Origin of the sequence: Streptomyces roseoviridis, assembly GCF_039535235.1 — a bacterium.
Taxonomy (GTDB): Bacteria; Actinomycetota; Actinomycetes; order Streptomycetales; family Streptomycetaceae; genus Streptomyces; species Streptomyces roseoviridis.
In genome coordinates, this window is sequence record NZ_BAAAWU010000001.1 from 5,401,280 (window position 1) to 5,416,798 (window position 15,519).

Annotated in this window: 16 protein-coding genes; 10 read left to right on the plus strand and 6 right to left on the minus strand. The window is 74.2% G+C overall.

The features are described from left to right. Positions 1-35: 35 nt before the first annotated feature. Positions 36-1,055 (plus strand): hypothetical protein, encoded by a 1,020-nt coding sequence (locus tag ABD954_RS24430; protein ID WP_345488867.1) that lies wholly within the window; start codon positions 36-38, stop codon positions 1,053-1,055. A gap of 51 nt (positions 1,056-1,106) precedes the next feature. Then, positions 1,107-1,439 carry a nuclear transport factor 2 family protein gene (locus ABD954_RS24435; protein WP_345488869.1) on the plus strand — a complete coding sequence of 111 codons (333 nt, stop codon included), beginning with the start codon at positions 1,107-1,109 and terminating at the stop codon, positions 1,437-1,439. Positions 1,440-1,630: 191 nt separating this feature from the next. Here ABD954_RS24435 and ABD954_RS24440 read toward each other — a convergent pair whose 3' ends face one another. Next, a complete protein-coding gene (locus tag ABD954_RS24440) occupies positions 1,631-2,398 on the minus strand; it encodes an SDR family oxidoreductase (RefSeq protein WP_345488871.1) in 768 nt (255 codons plus the stop codon). Positions 2,399-2,533: 135 nt separating this feature from the next. On the opposite strand from ABD954_RS24440, the gene ABD954_RS24445 reads away from it, so the two are divergent. The 3 genes from ABD954_RS24445 (at position 2,534) to ABD954_RS24455 (ending at position 6,606) form a co-directional block, all read left to right on the plus strand. After that, positions 2,534-4,204, plus strand: coding sequence for an alkaline phosphatase D family protein (locus ABD954_RS24445; RefSeq protein ID WP_345488873.1), 1,671 nt, complete (start codon positions 2,534-2,536; stop codon positions 4,202-4,204). 85 nt (positions 4,205-4,289) lie between these two features. Further along, the gene (locus ABD954_RS24450) at positions 4,290-5,555 is read left to right on the plus strand and encodes a Bcr/CflA family multidrug efflux MFS transporter (protein WP_345492446.1); all 1,266 of its coding nucleotides are present in this window, start codon (positions 4,290-4,292) and stop codon (positions 5,553-5,555) included. Positions 5,556-5,628: 73 nt separating this feature from the next. Next, on the plus strand, positions 5,629-6,606 hold the full coding sequence (locus tag ABD954_RS24455; RefSeq protein WP_345488875.1) for a small ribosomal subunit Rsm22 family protein: 978 nt from the start codon (positions 5,629-5,631) through the stop codon (positions 6,604-6,606). On the opposite strand, the gene ddaH is transcribed toward ABD954_RS24455, so the two are convergent. Continuing rightward, positions 6,603-7,433, minus strand: a complete 831-nt coding sequence (gene ddaH / locus ABD954_RS24460) for a dimethylargininase (RefSeq protein ID WP_345488877.1) — start codon at positions 7,431-7,433, stop codon at positions 6,603-6,605. The two genes, ABD954_RS24455 and ddaH, sit on opposite strands and share 4 nt — an antisense overlap. 170 nt (positions 7,434-7,603) lie before the next feature. Here ddaH and ABD954_RS24465 point away from each other — a divergent pair, with 170 nt between their 5' ends. Next, the gene (locus ABD954_RS24465; protein ID WP_345488879.1) at positions 7,604-8,233 is read left to right on the plus strand and encodes a TetR/AcrR family transcriptional regulator; all 630 of its coding nucleotides are present in this window, start codon (positions 7,604-7,606) and stop codon (positions 8,231-8,233) included. 141 nt (positions 8,234-8,374) lie between these two features. Then, positions 8,375-9,154 carry a bifunctional DNA primase/polymerase gene (locus ABD954_RS24470; RefSeq protein WP_345488881.1) on the plus strand — a complete coding sequence of 260 codons (780 nt, stop codon included), beginning with the start codon at positions 8,375-8,377 and terminating at the stop codon, positions 9,152-9,154. 143 nt (positions 9,155-9,297) lie between these two features. Here ABD954_RS24470 and ABD954_RS24475 read toward each other — a convergent pair whose 3' ends face one another. Beyond that, positions 9,298-10,350, minus strand: a complete 1,053-nt coding sequence (locus tag ABD954_RS24475) for an SCO2278 family lipoprotein (RefSeq protein ID WP_345488883.1) — start codon at positions 10,348-10,350, stop codon at positions 9,298-9,300. Between the two features lie 207 nt (positions 10,351-10,557). Between ABD954_RS24475 and ABD954_RS24480 the strand changes: the two genes are divergently transcribed. Further along, entirely contained in the window at positions 10,558-11,361 is an 804-nt protein-coding gene (locus tag ABD954_RS24480) for a hypothetical protein (RefSeq protein WP_345488885.1), read from the plus strand. 8 nt (positions 11,362-11,369) lie between these two features. Further along, entirely contained in the window at positions 11,370-12,038 is a 669-nt protein-coding gene (locus ABD954_RS24485) for a PhzF family phenazine biosynthesis protein (RefSeq protein WP_345488887.1), read from the plus strand. A 3-nt stretch (positions 12,039-12,041) separates the two neighbouring features. On the opposite strand, the gene ABD954_RS24490 is transcribed toward ABD954_RS24485, so the two are convergent. Further along, positions 12,042-12,713 carry a biliverdin-producing heme oxygenase gene (locus ABD954_RS24490; protein WP_345488889.1) on the minus strand — a complete coding sequence of 224 codons (672 nt, stop codon included), beginning with the start codon at positions 12,711-12,713 and terminating at the stop codon, positions 12,042-12,044. 113 nt (positions 12,714-12,826) lie between these two features. After that, on the minus strand, positions 12,827-13,684 hold the full coding sequence (gene map / locus ABD954_RS24495) for a type I methionyl aminopeptidase (protein WP_345488891.1): 858 nt from the start codon (positions 13,682-13,684) through the stop codon (positions 12,827-12,829). A gap of 58 nt (positions 13,685-13,742) precedes the next feature. On the opposite strand from map, the gene ABD954_RS24500 reads away from it, so the two are divergent. Then, positions 13,743-13,973 carry a hypothetical protein gene (locus tag ABD954_RS24500; RefSeq protein WP_345488893.1) on the plus strand — a complete coding sequence of 77 codons (231 nt, stop codon included), beginning with the start codon at positions 13,743-13,745 and terminating at the stop codon, positions 13,971-13,973. Positions 13,974-14,067: 94 nt separating this feature from the next. On the opposite strand, the gene ABD954_RS24505 is transcribed toward ABD954_RS24500, so the two are convergent. After that, complete coding sequence (locus ABD954_RS24505) at positions 14,068-15,492, minus strand: MFS transporter (protein WP_345488895.1); 1,425 nt, start codon at positions 15,490-15,492, stop codon at positions 14,068-14,070. Positions 15,493-15,519: the final 27 nt, after the last annotated feature.

Consider the following 15,519-nt stretch of genomic DNA (forward strand, 5'->3'; position numbering starts at 1 on the left):
CCTGCCAGCTCGCGGGCGGTCGGTAGGGTGCGCGGATGATATTCGGACGTGGGCGGTTCGAGGCCGCCGTGACGGAGTTCGAGACCGCCGTCGGCCGGCGGGACGCGGATGCCGCCGAGAGGACCTTCGAGGCCCTGCGGCGGGCGTTCGGCAAGGCGGGCGACGCCGCGCGGCGCGCAGCGGCGCCCCGGCTCGCCGCCCTGCTGCCCGACGTGCCGCCCGGGCCGCGGGCCGTGGTCGCCGTGATGGTCGGGGCGTGTGTGGAGCGGGGCGCCGACCCGATGGCCTGCGCCCCCGCCGTCCTCGCCGCCGCGCGGGACGCCTTCGAGGCGGCCGAGGAGTTCGCCCGGCGCTGGACGGCGGAAGGCAGGGGCGAACCGCCCGAGCACGACGGCGACGCACTGACGGAGGCCGACGCCGAGCACTTCGGGTACGGCGCGGTCCTCGCCTGGCAGTCGCTGCCCCGGTTCGAGGCGGCCGGCGTCGCCATGCTCAACTCGCCCGCCGTGCGCCGCGGTGTCCCCGGCCGCCCGGAGCTGATCGCCGCCGTCCGCCGGGTCGCCGAGGCGGTGGAGGACCGGTTCCGGTTCAAGTGCTTGGAGTACGCGCTGGCCGTGCTCGACGACGAGCCGGTCGTCGCGATCGACCGCGCCACCGGCACCGGGTTCGCGCTGCGCGTCTCCGGCATCGGCGACAACTTCCAGCTCGACACCCTCCTCGCCGACGCCCTCATCGGCGGCGGTCACCTACCCGGCGAGGCACCCTCCGCCGACGCCGTCGCCCGCTGCCGCGACCGCGCGGGCACGGTCCCGACGACCGGCTCTTTCAACCTCGTGGGCGCCGACGGGGAGTGGATCTGGCACGAGGGCAACCCGTCCGACATCCCCGTCGTCGACGGCGACCGCCTGGTCGTCCTCGACCCGCCCCCGTACCTCCGCAGGTGGGACGCCGGGCGGTTCTTCCCCGGCATGACCGGCGACCTCGTCCTCGAACGGGTCCTCACGTCCGAGGAGTCGGCCGCGCTGCTCGCCCAGGTGGCCGAGCCCGTGCGCTGACGCGCGGCCCGGTTCCCGGGCCCGCGGGGCGCGCCGGTGTACGGGTAGGGCATGACCTTTCCCGTGGACCGGCTCAGCGACCCCACCGTGCGGGCCTTCGTCGAAGCCCTCAACGCCAACGACCAGTCAGCCCTGGACGAACTCCTCACCCCCGACGCCACCATGTCCGACGACGGGTCGGACCGGAACGTGCGGGAATGGCTCGACCGGGAGGTCTTCTCCTCCAACGGCCACATGGAGGTCGAGGACGAGACGGACGGCGGCCTGGGTCTCGTCGCCACCTACCGCAACGACCGGTGGGGCGCCATGCGGACCGCGTGGCGCTTCACGGTGGAGGGCGGCAAGGTCACCCGCTTCGAGACGGGGCAGGCGTCCGCCGACTAGCCCGGCCTCCGCCTGTGCGCGTGCCGCCGCGCCGGATCGGGGGCCGGGTCCTCTCCGGGCGGCCGGGCCCGGCCCGGCCCCCGCGGACCGGCCCCGGGCCCATGGGCTCGGGGCCGAGCCCGTGGGCCCGGGTTCCCCGCCCCCGCGGGCCTTCCCGCCCCGCAGGCGCCGCCCCGCCCCCTACCCGTCCCTCACCCTCGCCCGATATACGGCATCGTCGTCGCCATCACCGTCGCGAACTGCACGTTCGCCTCCAGCGGCAGGCCCGCCATGTGCACCACCGTCGCCGCCACGTCCGCCGCGTCCATCACCGGTTCGACCGCCAGCTCGCCGTTGGCCTGGAGGATCCCCGTCTGCATGCGGGCCGTCATGTCGGTCGCCGCGTTGCCGATGTCGATCTGGCCGCAGGCGATCCGGTACGGGCGGCCGTCGAGGGACAGGGACTTCGTCAGGCCCGTCACGGCGTGCTTCGTCGCCGTGTACGCGATCGAGTGCGGGCGCGGCACATGGGCCGAGATCGAGCCGTTGTTGATGATCCGGCCGCCCTGGGGGGACTGCTCCTTCATCGCCCGGAAGGCGGCCTGCGCGCACAGGAAGGCCCCCGTCAGGTTGACGTCCACGACCGCGCGCCAGGTCTCCGGATCGAGGTCCTCCACCGGCACGCCGCCGCCCGCGAAGCTGCCCGCGTTGTTGAAGAGCAGGTCGACCCGGCCGAACCGGTCCCGTACCGCCGCGAAGAGGGCCGCGACCTGGGCGGCGGAGGTCACGTCCGTCGGGACGCACAGGACGTCCTCCGGCGGAAGGGGCGCCGCCGTCTCCTCCAGGGGCTCCGGGCGGCGGCCCGCGAGCGCCACCCTCCAGCCCGCCTCCGCGAGCGCCCGCGCCACGCTCCGGCCGATGCCCGACCCGGCTCCCGTCACCACCGCGACGCGCGCCCCGGTCCTCGTGTCCGTCCTCATGGCCGCGCAGCGTACGGCAGACACGTGCCCCGTGAACTCATCCGTCCGACACGTGGATGTTCTGTACCCGACAACGTGCGGTCGTCCCGCGCGCCTGCAATACCCGACGGACAACATCCGTCAGGGGAGGGGCACATGACCACCACGCACACCCGCACCGGCACCCGCACCGGCACCCGCGCCGACGCCTACGCGGCCGAACTGCGGGCCGCGGCCCGGCACGTCGGGCGCCGCCGCTTCCTCACGGCCACCGGCGCCGCCGCCGCGCTCGCCTTCGCCGTGAACCTCCCTGCCGCCGGTACGGCGGCCGCCGCCGAGCTCGACGGCCGGCGCATCACCGAGGACCCGTTCACCCTGGGGGTGGCCTCCGGCGACCCGCTGCCGCACTCCGTCCTCCTGTGGACCCGGCTCGCCCCGCGCCCGTACGAGCCCGGCGGCGGCCTGCCCGCCGGTACCCGGGTGACGGTCGAGTGGGAGCTCGCCCACGACGAGCACTTCCGCCGGGGCGTCCGGCGCGGCACCGCGACCGCGCACGCCGAGTTCGACCACACCGTCCACGTCGAGGCCGTCGGCCTCGCCCCCGGCCGCGACCACTTCTACCGCTTCCGCGCCGGCGCCTGGACCAGCCCCGTCGGCCGCACCCGCACCGCACCCGCCCCCGGGGCCCGGCCCGCCGCCGTGAAGTTCGCCGCGGTCTCCTGCCAGGCGTACCACGACGGCTATTTCACGGCCCACCGCCACCTGGCGGACGAGGACCTCGACGTCGTCTTCCACCTCGGCGACTACCTCTACGAGTACGCCGTCGACGCCACCGGCGGCGCCCGCGCCTACACCGACCGCACCCTGCCGGACGTCTTCGCCCGCGAGACCGTGACCCTGGAGGACTACCGGCTGCGCTACGCCCTCTACAAGAGCGACCCGGACCTCAGGGCCGCGCACGCCGCCCACCCCTTCGCCGTCACCTGGGACGACCACGAGACGGAGAACAACTACGCGGGCGGGACACCGGAGAACGGCGTCCCGCCGGAGGAGTTCCTGATCCGCCGCGCCGCCGCCTACCGCGCCTACTGGGAGAACCAGCCGCTGCGCCGCCCCCAGCGGCCCACCGGCCCCGACATGCGGCTCTACCGGCGGCTGCGCTTCGGCCGGCTCGCCCAGTTCGACATCCTCGACACCCGTCAGTACCGCTCCGACCAGGCGTACGGCGACGGCTGGCAGACGCCCGGCCCCGCGTCCGAGGACCCCTCGCGCACCATGACCGGCGCCACCCAGGAGCGCTGGCTCCTCGACGGCTGGCAGGACTCTCTCGCCACCTGGAACGTCGTGCCCCAGCAGGTCGTCTTCTCCGAGCGCCGCAACCTGCCCACCGACGCGTACAAGGTCTCCATGGACTCCTGGGACGGCTACCCCGCCTCCCGGCAGCGGGTCCTCGCGGGGGCGCGGGCCGCCGGGATCGAGAACCTGATGGTGCTCACCGGAGACGTCCACGTCGCCTACGGCCTCGACATCAAGGCCGACTTCCGCGACCCGGCCTCCCGGACCGTCGGCACCGAGATCGTCACCACCTCCGTCAGCAGCGGAAGGAACGGCTCCGAACGGCCCGCCAACTACGACAACCTGACCCGCGCCAACCCGCACCTGCGCTTCTACGACGGACGGCGCGGTTACGTCACGGTCGCCCTCACCGAGGACAGCGCCCGTGCCGACTTCCGTACGGTCACCGCGGTGACCACCCCGGGCGCCCCGGTCGCCACGGCCGCCTCGTTCGTCACGGAGGCCGGAAGGCCCGGCCTCACGCCCGCCTGACACGCGTAATCTTCGGGAGAGCAATCGGCCAGGTTTCAACGAACAGGGCCGGACAGGGTTCGACGAGACGGAGCAGTCCATGGCGATGCCGGAGAGCGGCCGGGCCACCACCGACGATCACATAGCGCCCGCACCGGCCCTCTCCGCACGGAGGGCCGGGCTGCTCGTCACCCTCGTCCTCGGCGGCCTCACCGCCCTCCCGCCGCTCTCCATGGACATGTACCTGCCGGCCCTGCCGGAGGTCACCGACGCGCTGCGCTCACCCGCCGCCACCATCCAGCTCACCCTGACCGCCTGCCTCGCCGGCATGGCGCTCGGCCAGCTCGTCGTCGGCCCCATGAGCGACGCGTGGGGCCGGCGGCGGCCCCTGCTCGTCGGCATGATCGTGTACGTCCTCGCCACCGCCGTGTGCGCCTTCGCGCCCTCCGCCGGACTCCTCGTCGGCTTCCGGCTCCTCCAGGGCCTCGCGGGCGCCGCCGGCATCGTCATCGCCCGCGCCGTCGTCCGCGACCTCTACGACGGCGTCGAGATGGCCCGCTTCTTCTCCACCCTCATGCTCATCTCCGGGGCCGCGCCCATCGTCGCCCCGCTCATCGGCGGCCAGATCCTGCGGATCACCGACTGGCGGGGCGTCTTCCACGTCCTCACCGGCGTCGGAGTCGTCCTCACCCTGGTCGTCTGGCGCTTCCTCCACGAGACCCTGCCGCCCGAGCGGCGCCACGCGGGCGGCGTCCGCGAAGCCCTGCGCACCATGCGCGGCCTCCTCGCCGACCGCGTCTTCACCGGCTACATGCTGGCCGGCGGCCTGGCCTTCGCCGCCCTCTTCGCCTACATCAGCGCCTCGCCCTTCGTCGTCCAGGAGATCTACGGCGCCTCCCCGCAGACCTTCAGCCTGCTCTTCGGGCTCAACTCCGTCGGACTCGTCGCCGTCGGCCAGATCAACGGCAAGCTGCTCGTCGGCCGGGTCAGCCTCGACAAGGCGCTCGGCTGGGGCCTCGGCATCATCCTGCTCGCCGCCGTCGCCCTGCTCCTGATGACCAGCGGCGTCCTCGGCGAGCCCGGACTCCCGGCCGTGGCCGCCGGGCTCTTCGTCCTGATGTCGGCCATGGGCCTCGCCATGCCCAACACCAACGCCCAGGCCCTGATGCGCACCCCGCACGCCGCCGGCTCCGCCTCCGCCCTGCTCGGCACCTCCTCCTTCCTCATCGGCGCCGTCGCCTCGCCCCTCGTCGGCATCGCGGGCGAGACCACCGCCGTCCCCATGGCCGTCGTCCAGCTCGTCTGCGCCACCGCCGCCCTCGCCTGCTTCCTGCTGATGTGCCGCCCCTGGCGCGCCGCCCGCACGGACTGACCGGCCGGCCGGGCGAGGTGCGCGGGCCAGCGGGGCAGCGGGGCAGCATCCGCCCGAACCCTAGAATGTCGAGGTGAACGCCTCGTCCCCCTCCGCCGACACCCTGCGCAGCGCGCTCGGCGCGGTCCTCGACGGACTGCCGCCCCGGCAGGCCGCGCAGGCCGTCGAGCGGCTGATCGCCAACTACCGGGGCGCCACCCCGACCCACGCGCCCGTGCTGCGCGACCGGTCCGACGTCGCCGCCTACGCCGCGTACCGGATGCCCGCCACCTTCGAAGCCGTACGGGCCGCCCTGTACGCCCTCGCGGACGCCGCGCCCGACTGGGCGCCCGCCACGCACACCGACATCGGCGGCGGGACCGGCGCGGCGAGCTGGGCGGTCGCCGAGGCGTGGGAGGGCGCCGCCCGCACCACCGTCCTGGACTGGGCCGAGCCGGCCCTGGCGATCGGGGCCGAGCTCGCCCGGGGCGTCTTCGACGCCGACTGGCGCCGCGAGCGCATCGGCGGGGCGCTGCGCCTGGCCGACACGGACCTGGTCACCGTCTCGTACGTCCTCAACGAGCTCACCGAGGCGGACCGCACCGCTCTCGTCACCGAGGCCGCCCGTGCCGCGCGGGCGGTCGTGATCGTCGAGCCCGGCACCCCCGACGGCTACGAGCGGATCATCGCCGCCCGCGGCCTGCTGATCGAGCACGGCTTCACCGTCGCCGCGCCCTGCCCGCACAGCGGCGCCTGCCCCATCGTGCCCGGCACGGACTGGTGCCACTTCGCGGCCCGGGTCAGCCGCTCGTCCCTGCACCGGAAGGTCAAGGGCGGCTCGCTGCCGTACGAGGACGAGAAGTACGCCTACGTGGCCGCCACCCGCTTCCCGGTGACCCCGGCGGTCTCCCGGGTGACCCGCAAGCCGCAGATCCGCAAGGGGCAGGTCCTCCTGGAGCTGTGCGGGCCCGACGGACTCGCGCGCGAGACGGTCACCAAGCGGCACGGCGCGCTCTACAAGGAGGCCAGGGACACCGACTGGGGCGACCCCTGGCCCCCCGAGGCGGATTAGGGCCGCAGCTCCTGCGTGCAGCACTTCACGCTGCCGCCGCCCTTCAGCAACTCGCTCAGGTCCATCCCGATGGGCTCGAAACCGCGCTTGCGCAGCGGCTCGTACAGGCCCACCGCCGTCTGCGGGAGCAGCACGTGCCGGCCGTCGCTCACCGCGTTCAGGCCCAGCACGGCGGCGTCCTCGGCCGGGACGAGCAGGGCGTCGGGGAAGAGCCGCTCCAGGACGGCGCGGCTGCCGGGGGAGAAGGCGTCCGGGAAGTACATGACCTCGTCGCGGGCGTCGTCCAGGACGCACAGGGCCGTGTCCAGGTGGTAGTAGCGCGGGTCCACCAGCTCCAGGCCGATCACCGGCCGCCCGAAGAACTCCTGGGCCTCGTCGTGCGAGAGCGGGCTGGAGCGGAAGCCGCGGCCGGCCAGGATCCAGGACGACGTCACGGCGAAGTCGCCCTCGCCCTCGTTGACGTGCTCGGGCACCCGCACGTCGGTCTCCGCGTAACCGTTCCGGCGGAACCAGGCCAGATGGGCGGCCGCCTCGCCCGTCCGCTCCGGGTGGGCGAACCGGGCGCCGAGCACCCGGCCGTCCACCACGGTCGCGCCGTTCGCGGCGAAGACCATGTCCGGCAGGCCGGGGACCGGGTCGAGCAGTTCGACGGTGTGGCCGAGCGCGCGGTAGCGGTCGCGCAGGTCCTCCCACTGGGCGAGGGCGAGCGGCAGGTCGACCGGCTTCGTGGGGTCCATCCAGGGGTTGATGGAGTACGTCACCTCGAAGTGCGTGGGTGGGCACATCAGATAACGGCGGGGCGAGGCCTCGCGCGGAGTGGTGCGCAAAGAGGGCTCCTCTACGGTCGATGAGCGTTGAGCTCATGGTCCGCCTTCCGGGGGCGGCGCGCAGTGGACCGTTCGGGTGGTTCGGATGACGAGCGGCCACCCGAACGGGTGACGGGACGGGGCCGACGGAGTGACGAGACGATGCGTCTCGTCCTTGGTAGGGTGACGCCATGTCCGACACCAAGGCACCCGACGCCTCCCGCCGCAGCGAACGCTCCCGCCGCGCCATCTACGCCGCCGCCCTCGACCTCGTCTCCGAGCAGGGCTACGCGAAGACCACCGTCGAGGGAATCGCCGCCCGCGCCGGCGTCGGCAAGCAGACCATCTACCGCTGGTGGCCCGCCAACTCCAAGGCCGCCGTCCTCCTGGAAGCGTTCCTCGACCTCGCCGACCAGGCCGCCCGCGCCGTCGGTGCCGAGGACGCCGGAGCCGGGATCCCCGACACCGGAGACCTCGCCGCCGACCTGAGGCTCGTGCTGCGCGCCACCGTCGACGAGCTCAACGACCCGGTCTTCGACCGCCCCACCCGCGCGCTCGCCGCCGAGGGCATCGTCGACCCCGCACTCGGCGCCGAGTTCACCGCCAAACTCCTGGAACCCCAGCTCCAGGCGTACGTCCGCCGCATCGAGGCCGCCCAGGCCGCCGGCGACGCCGACCCCGACGTCGACCCCCGCCTCGCCCTCGAACTGCTGGTCGGCCCCCTCCACCACCGCTGGCTGCACCGCACCCTGCCGCTCACCCACGCCTACGCCGACTCCCTCGTCGACCTGGTCCTGCGCGGCCTCGCCCCCCGCACCTGACCCGGCTCGCACCCCTGCTCCGGCCCGGCTCCCCACCCGGATTCCGACCCCGGTTCCCGACTCCGGTCACCCAGGGCGCAGGATGGTGGGACCATGGAGAGCCCGTAGGACCGAACGGGCGAGCATGAGGTGAGGGGATAGATGGGCGACGGCATCGGCCGCTACCGCGGCACGGAGAGCAAACTCGCACAATGGCTGCGCAGGCGCCCCAAGCGGACCGCGGCCGACATCGAGAACGACCGCGAGAAGGCGCTCCTGGCCGTCGCCGCCGCGGGGATGCCCCTCGCCCCCGCCGCGTACCCGGTCGGCTACCGCTGCTCCTGCGAGCGGATCGGCTGCCCCACGCCCGCCCGCCACCCCGTCTCCTTCGCCTGGCAGACCCAGTCGACCACCGACCGCGCCCAGATCGAGCGCTGGGCCCGCAACCAGCCCGAGGCCAACTTCATCACCGCCACCGGCATGGTCCACGACGTCCTCGACGTCCCCCTCGCCGCCGGCCGCGCCGCCCTGGAACGGCTGCTCGGCGAGGGCGTCGAGGTCGGACCGGTGGCCGTGTCCGGCGTGTCGGAGGACCGGCCCGGCGAGGGCCGCATGCTCTTCTTCACCGCCACCCGGGGCACGCCCGAGGACGAGGACGAGTGGTGGCCCTGCGAGCTGGACTGCCATCCCGAGACCATGGACGAGCATCCGGGCCTGCGCTGGCACTGCCGCGGCAGCTACGTCCTCGTACCGCCGTCCCGCCTCCCGGGCGACGAGGGCGCGCAGCCGGTCCTCGCCTGGCTCCGCGGCCCCGAGCACGCCCTGCCCGAGCCGCTGAGCCTCCTGGAGGCCCTCACCGACGCCTGCGCCCGGCACGCGGCCGAGCAGGCGGAGCACGGCGAGCCCGCGGACCACGGGGTGGCCTGGCCGCTGAGCCGCTGAGCCGCTGCCGCCGAGTCGCGCGGCTCGGTGGGCGGCCGACCGCCGGCCCCCGTGAGGCGCCGCCCCTGTGAGCCGCCGGCCGCTGGGTCCGTGCCCGAGCCGGTGGCCGGCCGGCCACCGGTGGCGTCGGTGCCGTCGAGGGGCTACGAACCCTCCGCCGCCGTCACTCCCTGGAGCCGGCCCACGACCACGACCCCGTCGGCCCTCGTCCCCGCCGGCTTCACCAGGACCGACTGGCTGGACACCCAGCGCTTGGTGACCGTGCTCTTGATCTCGCCGGTCATCAGGGCCTTCACGTCCGGGCCGACCTTCGGGCGGTAGCCGGGCGCGGCCGTCTGCCGCTCGTAATAGCGGGTGGCGAAGAAGACCAGCGCCCCGCCGTCCTCCGTCGCCAGACCGAGCGGTGCGAAGTCCCCGCTGCTCTCGGGCTGGTCGACGTACTGGGTGACGAGCCCGGGCCGGTTGGCGGCCTTCTGCCGCTCGGCCCGCCACTCGGTGGTGTGCGGGCCCGCCGCGAACGGGCCGGCCTGCCCGTCCTTCAGGAAGGCCGCGTACCGCTCGCCGAGGTCCTCGGGCGCCACCGCCAGATCGCCGGTGTCCGGGGCGACCGGCACCGCGTACCCCGCCTCGGTCCGGAACGCCGGGACCTCGTCCGGGGTCAGGATCGACAGGTACGCGACCTCCCACGGCTCGGCGGCACTGCCCTTCAGGAAGACCAGCACCCAGCGGTTGTCGCCCGCGCCCCGATCGGTGTCCCGGTTGGAATCGGTGTCGGCGACGAACCAGCGCGGCCAGCCGGCCTTGCGGGGTATCACGAACTTCGGGTCGGTGAGCTCCAGAGGCTGGTGCTCCGGGTTGCCGCCGGGGTTCGTGACCTGCCGGGACCGGAGGCCCGCCTGGTTGATCTCCCCGAGGGCGCCGGTGACGTGTTCGGCGTCGAGCGCCGGGTCGTACGCCTTGTCGGCCTTGTTGAAGGCGTCCGTGAAGCCCTTCAGGGCCTGCTGCGCCTCGGCCGGTGTCGCCGCCGGGATCAGCTCCCGCTCGCCGTGCACCGTCACGCACCCGCTCGCGGTCAGCGCCAGCACGGACGCGGTCGCCGCGACGAGGAGCGTGCGAGCCGCCCGGCTCCGCCCGCCCCGCGTCCGCCCGGCCCGCGTCGGCCCGATCCGCCTCAGCCCCAGCCCCAGCCTTCTCATCGGTCTCGGTCGCCTTCTGCTTCTCCACCCGCCTGGACGGACCCGACCCTACCGGGGCCGGCGTCAGCGCGAGCGCCGGGACCGGACAGCGCGCCCGCACCGTGACCCGAAGGACCGTCGGACCGGGCCGGCCGCGGCCCACGCCTGCCGCGGCACGCGCCGGACGCCGCCCGACGGACCGCGCGGCCGCCGCGCCAGCGTGCGGTCATGCGCCGAGACACGCCGTCCGGGTCCCTCTTCCTCACCGACGCCGGCCCGGCCCGACTCCCGGACCTGCGCATGGAGATGACCGACGGCCGCAGGATGCTGCTCCGCCAGGCCGGCCGGCCGGTCCTCCTCGCGCGGGTCGACCAGGACCACGGCGGTGTGACCGTCCACCGCCGCGAGGGCTACCGCTCGCCCCTGCCGCCGCTGACCGCCGCCGAGGCCCGGCGCGGCCCCGACTGGCGGCACCGGTTCGCCGGCGACCTGGAGCGGGTGGAGCGGGGCCCGCTCCACGCGGGCCGGTGGCTCCTCGCGGAGCGGCGGGTCTTCCCCCCGTACGTCTGGCGGGGCGACCTCGTGCGCGACTGGCCGACGGCCCACCTCGACTGGAACGACGGCTGGAACGGCGTCCTGCCGCTGCGCCCCCTCTCCGCACCCGGTGACCCGCGCGTGAAGGCGTACCGCCGTCAGGCGCGCGAGGGCGTCCTGCCGCCCGTGCTGCTGTGGTGGCTCTCGCCGTTCGACGGCTGGGCGGTCCTCGACGGCCACGACCGGGCCGTCGCCGCCCTCGCCGAGGGCCGCGACCCCGACACGGTCGTCCTGGTGAGGGTCGAGGACGAGTCGGAGGTCGCCCGGCGGGCCGCCGACCTGCTCGGCCGCCACGAGGACCTGCGCGCGCGGACCCTCCCGGGCCGCCGCCGTCCGGGCCGTCTCCGAGGCCGTCGGCTCCCTGCCGTACGACGAAGCCCGCACGCGCGCGTGGCCGATTCCCGGCGGACCAGCCGAATGGGACGCCTGGATGCTTGAATTCCGCCATGAACACGACGGTCACTGACATCGACGTCCTGCGGGTCTTCTGCGCCGGCGACGGCCGGCACGGCAACGCCCTCGGTGTCGTACGCGACGGGCGGACGCACCCGGACGAGGCCGCCCGGCAGGCGCTCGCCAAGGAACTCGGCTTCAGCGAGACCGTGTTCGTGGACGACCCGGAACGCGGGACCGTCGACATCTACACGCCCGGACTCCGGCTGCCCTTCGCCGGCCACCCGCTGGTCGGGGCGGCCTGGCTGCTCGACCTGGAGGTGGTCTGTCCGCCGGTCGGGGAGGTGTGGGTGCGCGGGGACGGCGAGTTCACCTGGATCGAGGCCCGCGCCGAATGGGCCCCGCCGCGCACCCTGCGCCAGTACGCCTCCGCCGCCGAGGTGGAGGCCCTGGAGGTGCCGGAACCCGGCGAGTGGGTCTACGCCTGGGCCTGGGAGGAGGAGGCCGCGGGCCGTGTGCGGGCCCGGGCCTTCCCGGGGCGCGGCGACGGCATCGACGAGGACGAGGCGACGGGCGCGGCGGCGCTGCTGCTCACGGCGCAGCTGGGCCGGGCCCTCAACATCACCCAGGGCCGGGGCTCGCAGCTGCTCACCGCCCCCGGCCCCGACGGCATCGTCGAACTCGGCGGCAGGGTCCGCCTGGAGCGGACCCTCGCCCTGTGACCCTCAGGCGGCGCTGAGCGGGAACTCGGCGGCCAGCTCGCGGAACACCGCCCCGTTGAAGTCGAAGGCCCGCTTGCACTCGTCGACGATGCGCTGCTTCTCCAGGTCGTCGGCGTTCACCCGGTCGAGCAGCTCCCGGTAGGTCCGCTTGAAGGCGGCCGGGTTGGGGATCGCGTCGAAGACGTAGAACCGCACGCCGTCGCCCTTGCGCGCGAAGCCCCAGGTCCGCTCCACCCGGTCACGGATGATCTGACCGCCCGACAGGTCTCCCAGATAGCGGGTGTAGTGGTGCGCCACATAACCGGCCGGCCAGTCCCGGGCGCACTCGGCGACCCGCGCCGCGTACGCCTCCGTCGCCGGCAGGGCGGAGAGACCGGCGCGCCAGCCGGGGCCGCGCAGATGGGCGAGGTCCCGCTCCAGGGCGGCCGTGCGGAACAGCTCCGGCCGTATGAACGGTCCGGCGACCGGGTCGCTCCGCAGGGCCTCGGCACCGTCCTCCAGGGCCCGGTACACGAACCAGAGCTGCTCCGTGTAGCGCGCGTAGGCGTCGACGGCCAGACGTCCGCCGAGGAGGTCGCTCATGAACGTGGACGACTCCGCTTCCGTGTGCTGCTCGTGCGAGGCGGTGCGGATGAGCGTCGAGAAGGGCGTGTCCGGCGTGTCCACCGTGTCCAAGGCATGCCTCCGGGACCGTAGGGGGTCGGGAACCATGACGATCCTGCGACTTAGGCATACCTAAGTCAATGGTTCCCGACTGCCTGTCGGTAAGACGCTACCCCGCCCGGTCGTCAGGGCAACGTGAGGATCTCGGCCCCGGTCTCCGTCACCACGAGCGTGTGCTCGAACTGGGCGGTCCGCTTGCGGTCCTTGGTCACCACGGTCCAGCCGTCGTCCCACATGTCGTACTCGTGCGTGCCGAGCGTCAGCATCGGCTCGATCGTGAAGGTCATGCCCGGCTGCATCACCGTGGTGTGGTGCGGGGAGTCGTAGTGGGGAATGATCAGCCCGGAGTGGAAGGACGAGTTGATGCCGTGCCCCGTGAAGTCCCGCACGACGCCGTAGCCGAAGCGCTTGGCGTACGACTCGATGACCCGGCCGATGATGTTGACCTGGCGGCCCGGCTTGACCGCCTTGATCGCCCGGTTCAGGGACTCCCGCGTCCGCTCGACGAGCAGCCGGGACTCCTCGTCGACGTCGCCGCAGAGGTAGGTGGCGTTGTTGTCGCCGTGGACGCCGTGGATGTACGCCGTGACGTCCAGGTTCACGATGTCGCCGTCCTTCAGGACGGTCGAGTCGGGGATGCCGTGGCAGATGACCTCGTTGACCGAGGAGCACAGCGACTTCGGGAAGCCCCGGTAGCCGAGCGTGGACGGGTAGGCCCCGTGGTCGCACATGTACTCGTGGGCGACCCGGTCCAGCTCGTCCGTGGTGACACCCGGCGCGATGTGCTTGGCGGCCTCCTCCATCGCCCGCGCGGCGATGCGGCCGGCGATCCGCATCCGCTCGATGGTGTCGGAGTCCTGCACCTCGGGGCCGGAGTACGGCGTGGGAGCGGGCTTTCCGACGTACTCGGGGCGGCGGATGGACCCCGGAACGGAACGGTGGGGGGAGAGCTCCCCCGGTACGAGAAGCGACTGGCCAGACATGTCAGCGAGTCTAACGACCGCGTCTGGGGCAGCATGGTGACGGAGGAAGGAGCCGAGGATGGCCCTGTTCAAGAGGCGTACGGCGGGCAAGCCGGGCGAGTGGTACTACTGCCTGCAGCACCAGAAGGTCGAGGAGGGCCCCGAGTGCCCGGCCAAGAACCGCTTCGGCCCCTACGCCAGCCGTGAGGAGGCCGCCCACGCCATGGAGACCGCGAAGGAGCGGAACCTGGAGTGGGAGACGGACCCGCGCTGGCACGACAAGCCGGGCCAGGACGAGACCCCGGACTAGGGCCGGGACGAGACCCCGGACGGGGCTGGGGACGACGGGCCGCGGGCCGTGAGCCTTGGAGCGCGGGCCCGGGTCCCGTTTCGACGGGCGGGCGTCAGGCCGACGGATGCCGGGTCTCCCGCCCGGCATCCGGCCCGGTCTCCTGCCCCGCATCCGGTCCGGCATCCGGCCGGGTCTCCCGCCCCGCATCCGGTCCGGCTTCCGGCCGGGTCTCCCGCCCCCCATCCGGTCCGGCATCCGGCCGGGCCTCGCGCCGCGCGTCCTGCTGGGCCTTGCGCCGCAGGGCGTCCGCGTCCGTCGTGGCGTCGTACGCGAGCAGTTTCGGCAGCGCCAGGCACAGCAGCCCCACCGACGCCACGCACGCGACCCCACCGGACCAGATCGCCGCGCGGGTCCCCGTCCAGCCGGCCACCCCGCCCGCCCGCAGCTGGCCGAGCTGCGGGCCGACGCTGTACGAGAGCACCTCGATGCCCGCGAGCCGCCCGCGCAGCTCCTCCGGGATCGTCTGGTTCCAGATCGTCGACCGGCCGAGCCCGCTCAGCATGTCGCCGGCGCCCGCGACGGCCAGGCACAGCAGCACCGCCCACACGTTCGTGAACCAGCCCGCCGCCGCGATGGCGAGCCCCCAGCCGGTCGCCCCGGCCACCACCAGCAGACCGTGCCGCCGCACCCGCGAGGTCCAGCCGCTCGTCAGCCCGAGCACGAGCGAGCCCACCGACCCGGCCGCGTACATCAGGCCCAGCGACCACTCGGCGTCCAGGTCGTCCGCGAGGAACGGGAAAATCGTGTTCGGGAAGGCGAAGAACATCGCCGCCAGATCGACCGCGTACGTGCCGAGCAGCACCGGCCGCGACCACGCGTACCGCGCGCCCTCGGCGATGCCGCGCAGCGACGGCTTGTCCGCGTCGTGCGCGGGCGGCGCGGGCGACAGCCCCCGGCACAGCAGCACCGACAGCACGTAGCCGCCCAGCGTCACCCCGTAGGCCGCCGCGTGCCCCGCGTACGCCACGACCAGGCCCGCGAGCGCCGGGCCCGCGATCGACCCGAGCTGCCAGCGCAGCGAATTGAGCGCCGCGGCCGCCGTCTGCTGCTCGTGCGGCACGATCCGGGCCAGCAGCGAGTCGAGTGCCGGCCGCTGCAGCCCCGCCAGGGCCGAGACCCCGGCGGCCACCCCGTACAGCGGCCACAGCAGCGGGCTCGGCAGCAGCGCGTTCACGAGCAGGACCAGGGCCAGCAGGCCGAGGCCCGCCTCGGTCGCGACGATCACCTTCCGCCGGTCCACCGCGTCCGCGAGCGCCCCGCCGTACAGCCCGAACACCACCAGCGGCACGAGCTCCACGGCCCCCATCACCCCGACGGCGAACGGCGAGCCGGTCAGCTCCTTGATCTGGAGCGGCAGCGCCACCAGCGCCATGAACGAGGCGAAGACGGTGACGAGCCCCTGCACCCACAGCAGCCGGAAGTCACGAGAGGAGCGCCAGGGCGCGAGATCGGGCAGCAGGGGGGCGAGGCGGTTCACGAGGGGCCATGCTCGGCTCGCCCGTGC

What these genes read in the sequence shown, in the direction of transcription:
- ABD954_RS24430 (WP_345488867.1), top strand. Translation starts at nt 36, where the DNA reads ATGATATTCGGACGTGGGCGGTTCGAGGCCGCCGTGACGGAGTTCGAG.
- ABD954_RS24435 (WP_345488869.1), top strand. Translation starts at nt 1,107, where the DNA reads ATGACCTTTCCCGTGGACCGGCTCAGCGACCCCACCGTGCGGGCCTTC.
- ABD954_RS24440 (WP_345488871.1), bottom strand. Translation starts at nt 2,398, where the DNA reads ATGAGGACGGACACGAGGACCGGGGCGCGCGTCGCGGTGGTGACGGGA.
- ABD954_RS24445 (WP_345488873.1), top strand. Translation starts at nt 2,534, where the DNA reads ATGACCACCACGCACACCCGCACCGGCACCCGCACCGGCACCCGCGCC.
- ABD954_RS24450 (WP_345492446.1), top strand. Translation starts at nt 4,290, where the DNA reads ATGCCGGAGAGCGGCCGGGCCACCACCGACGATCACATAGCGCCCGCA.
- ABD954_RS24465 (WP_345488879.1), top strand. Translation starts at nt 7,604, where the DNA reads ATGTCCGACACCAAGGCACCCGACGCCTCCCGCCGCAGCGAACGCTCC.
- ABD954_RS24470 (WP_345488881.1), top strand. Translation starts at nt 8,375, where the DNA reads ATGGGCGACGGCATCGGCCGCTACCGCGGCACGGAGAGCAAACTCGCA.
- ABD954_RS24475 (WP_345488883.1), bottom strand. Translation starts at nt 10,350, where the DNA reads ATGAGAAGGCTGGGGCTGGGGCTGAGGCGGATCGGGCCGACGCGGGCC.
- ABD954_RS24480 (WP_345488885.1), top strand. Translation starts at nt 10,558, where the DNA reads ATGCGCCGAGACACGCCGTCCGGGTCCCTCTTCCTCACCGACGCCGGC.
- ABD954_RS24485 (WP_345488887.1), top strand. Translation starts at nt 11,370, where the DNA reads ATGAACACGACGGTCACTGACATCGACGTCCTGCGGGTCTTCTGCGCC.
- map (WP_345488891.1), bottom strand. Translation starts at nt 13,684, where the DNA reads ATGTCTGGCCAGTCGCTTCTCGTACCGGGGGAGCTCTCCCCCCACCGT.
- ABD954_RS24500 (WP_345488893.1), top strand. Translation starts at nt 13,743, where the DNA reads ATGGCCCTGTTCAAGAGGCGTACGGCGGGCAAGCCGGGCGAGTGGTAC.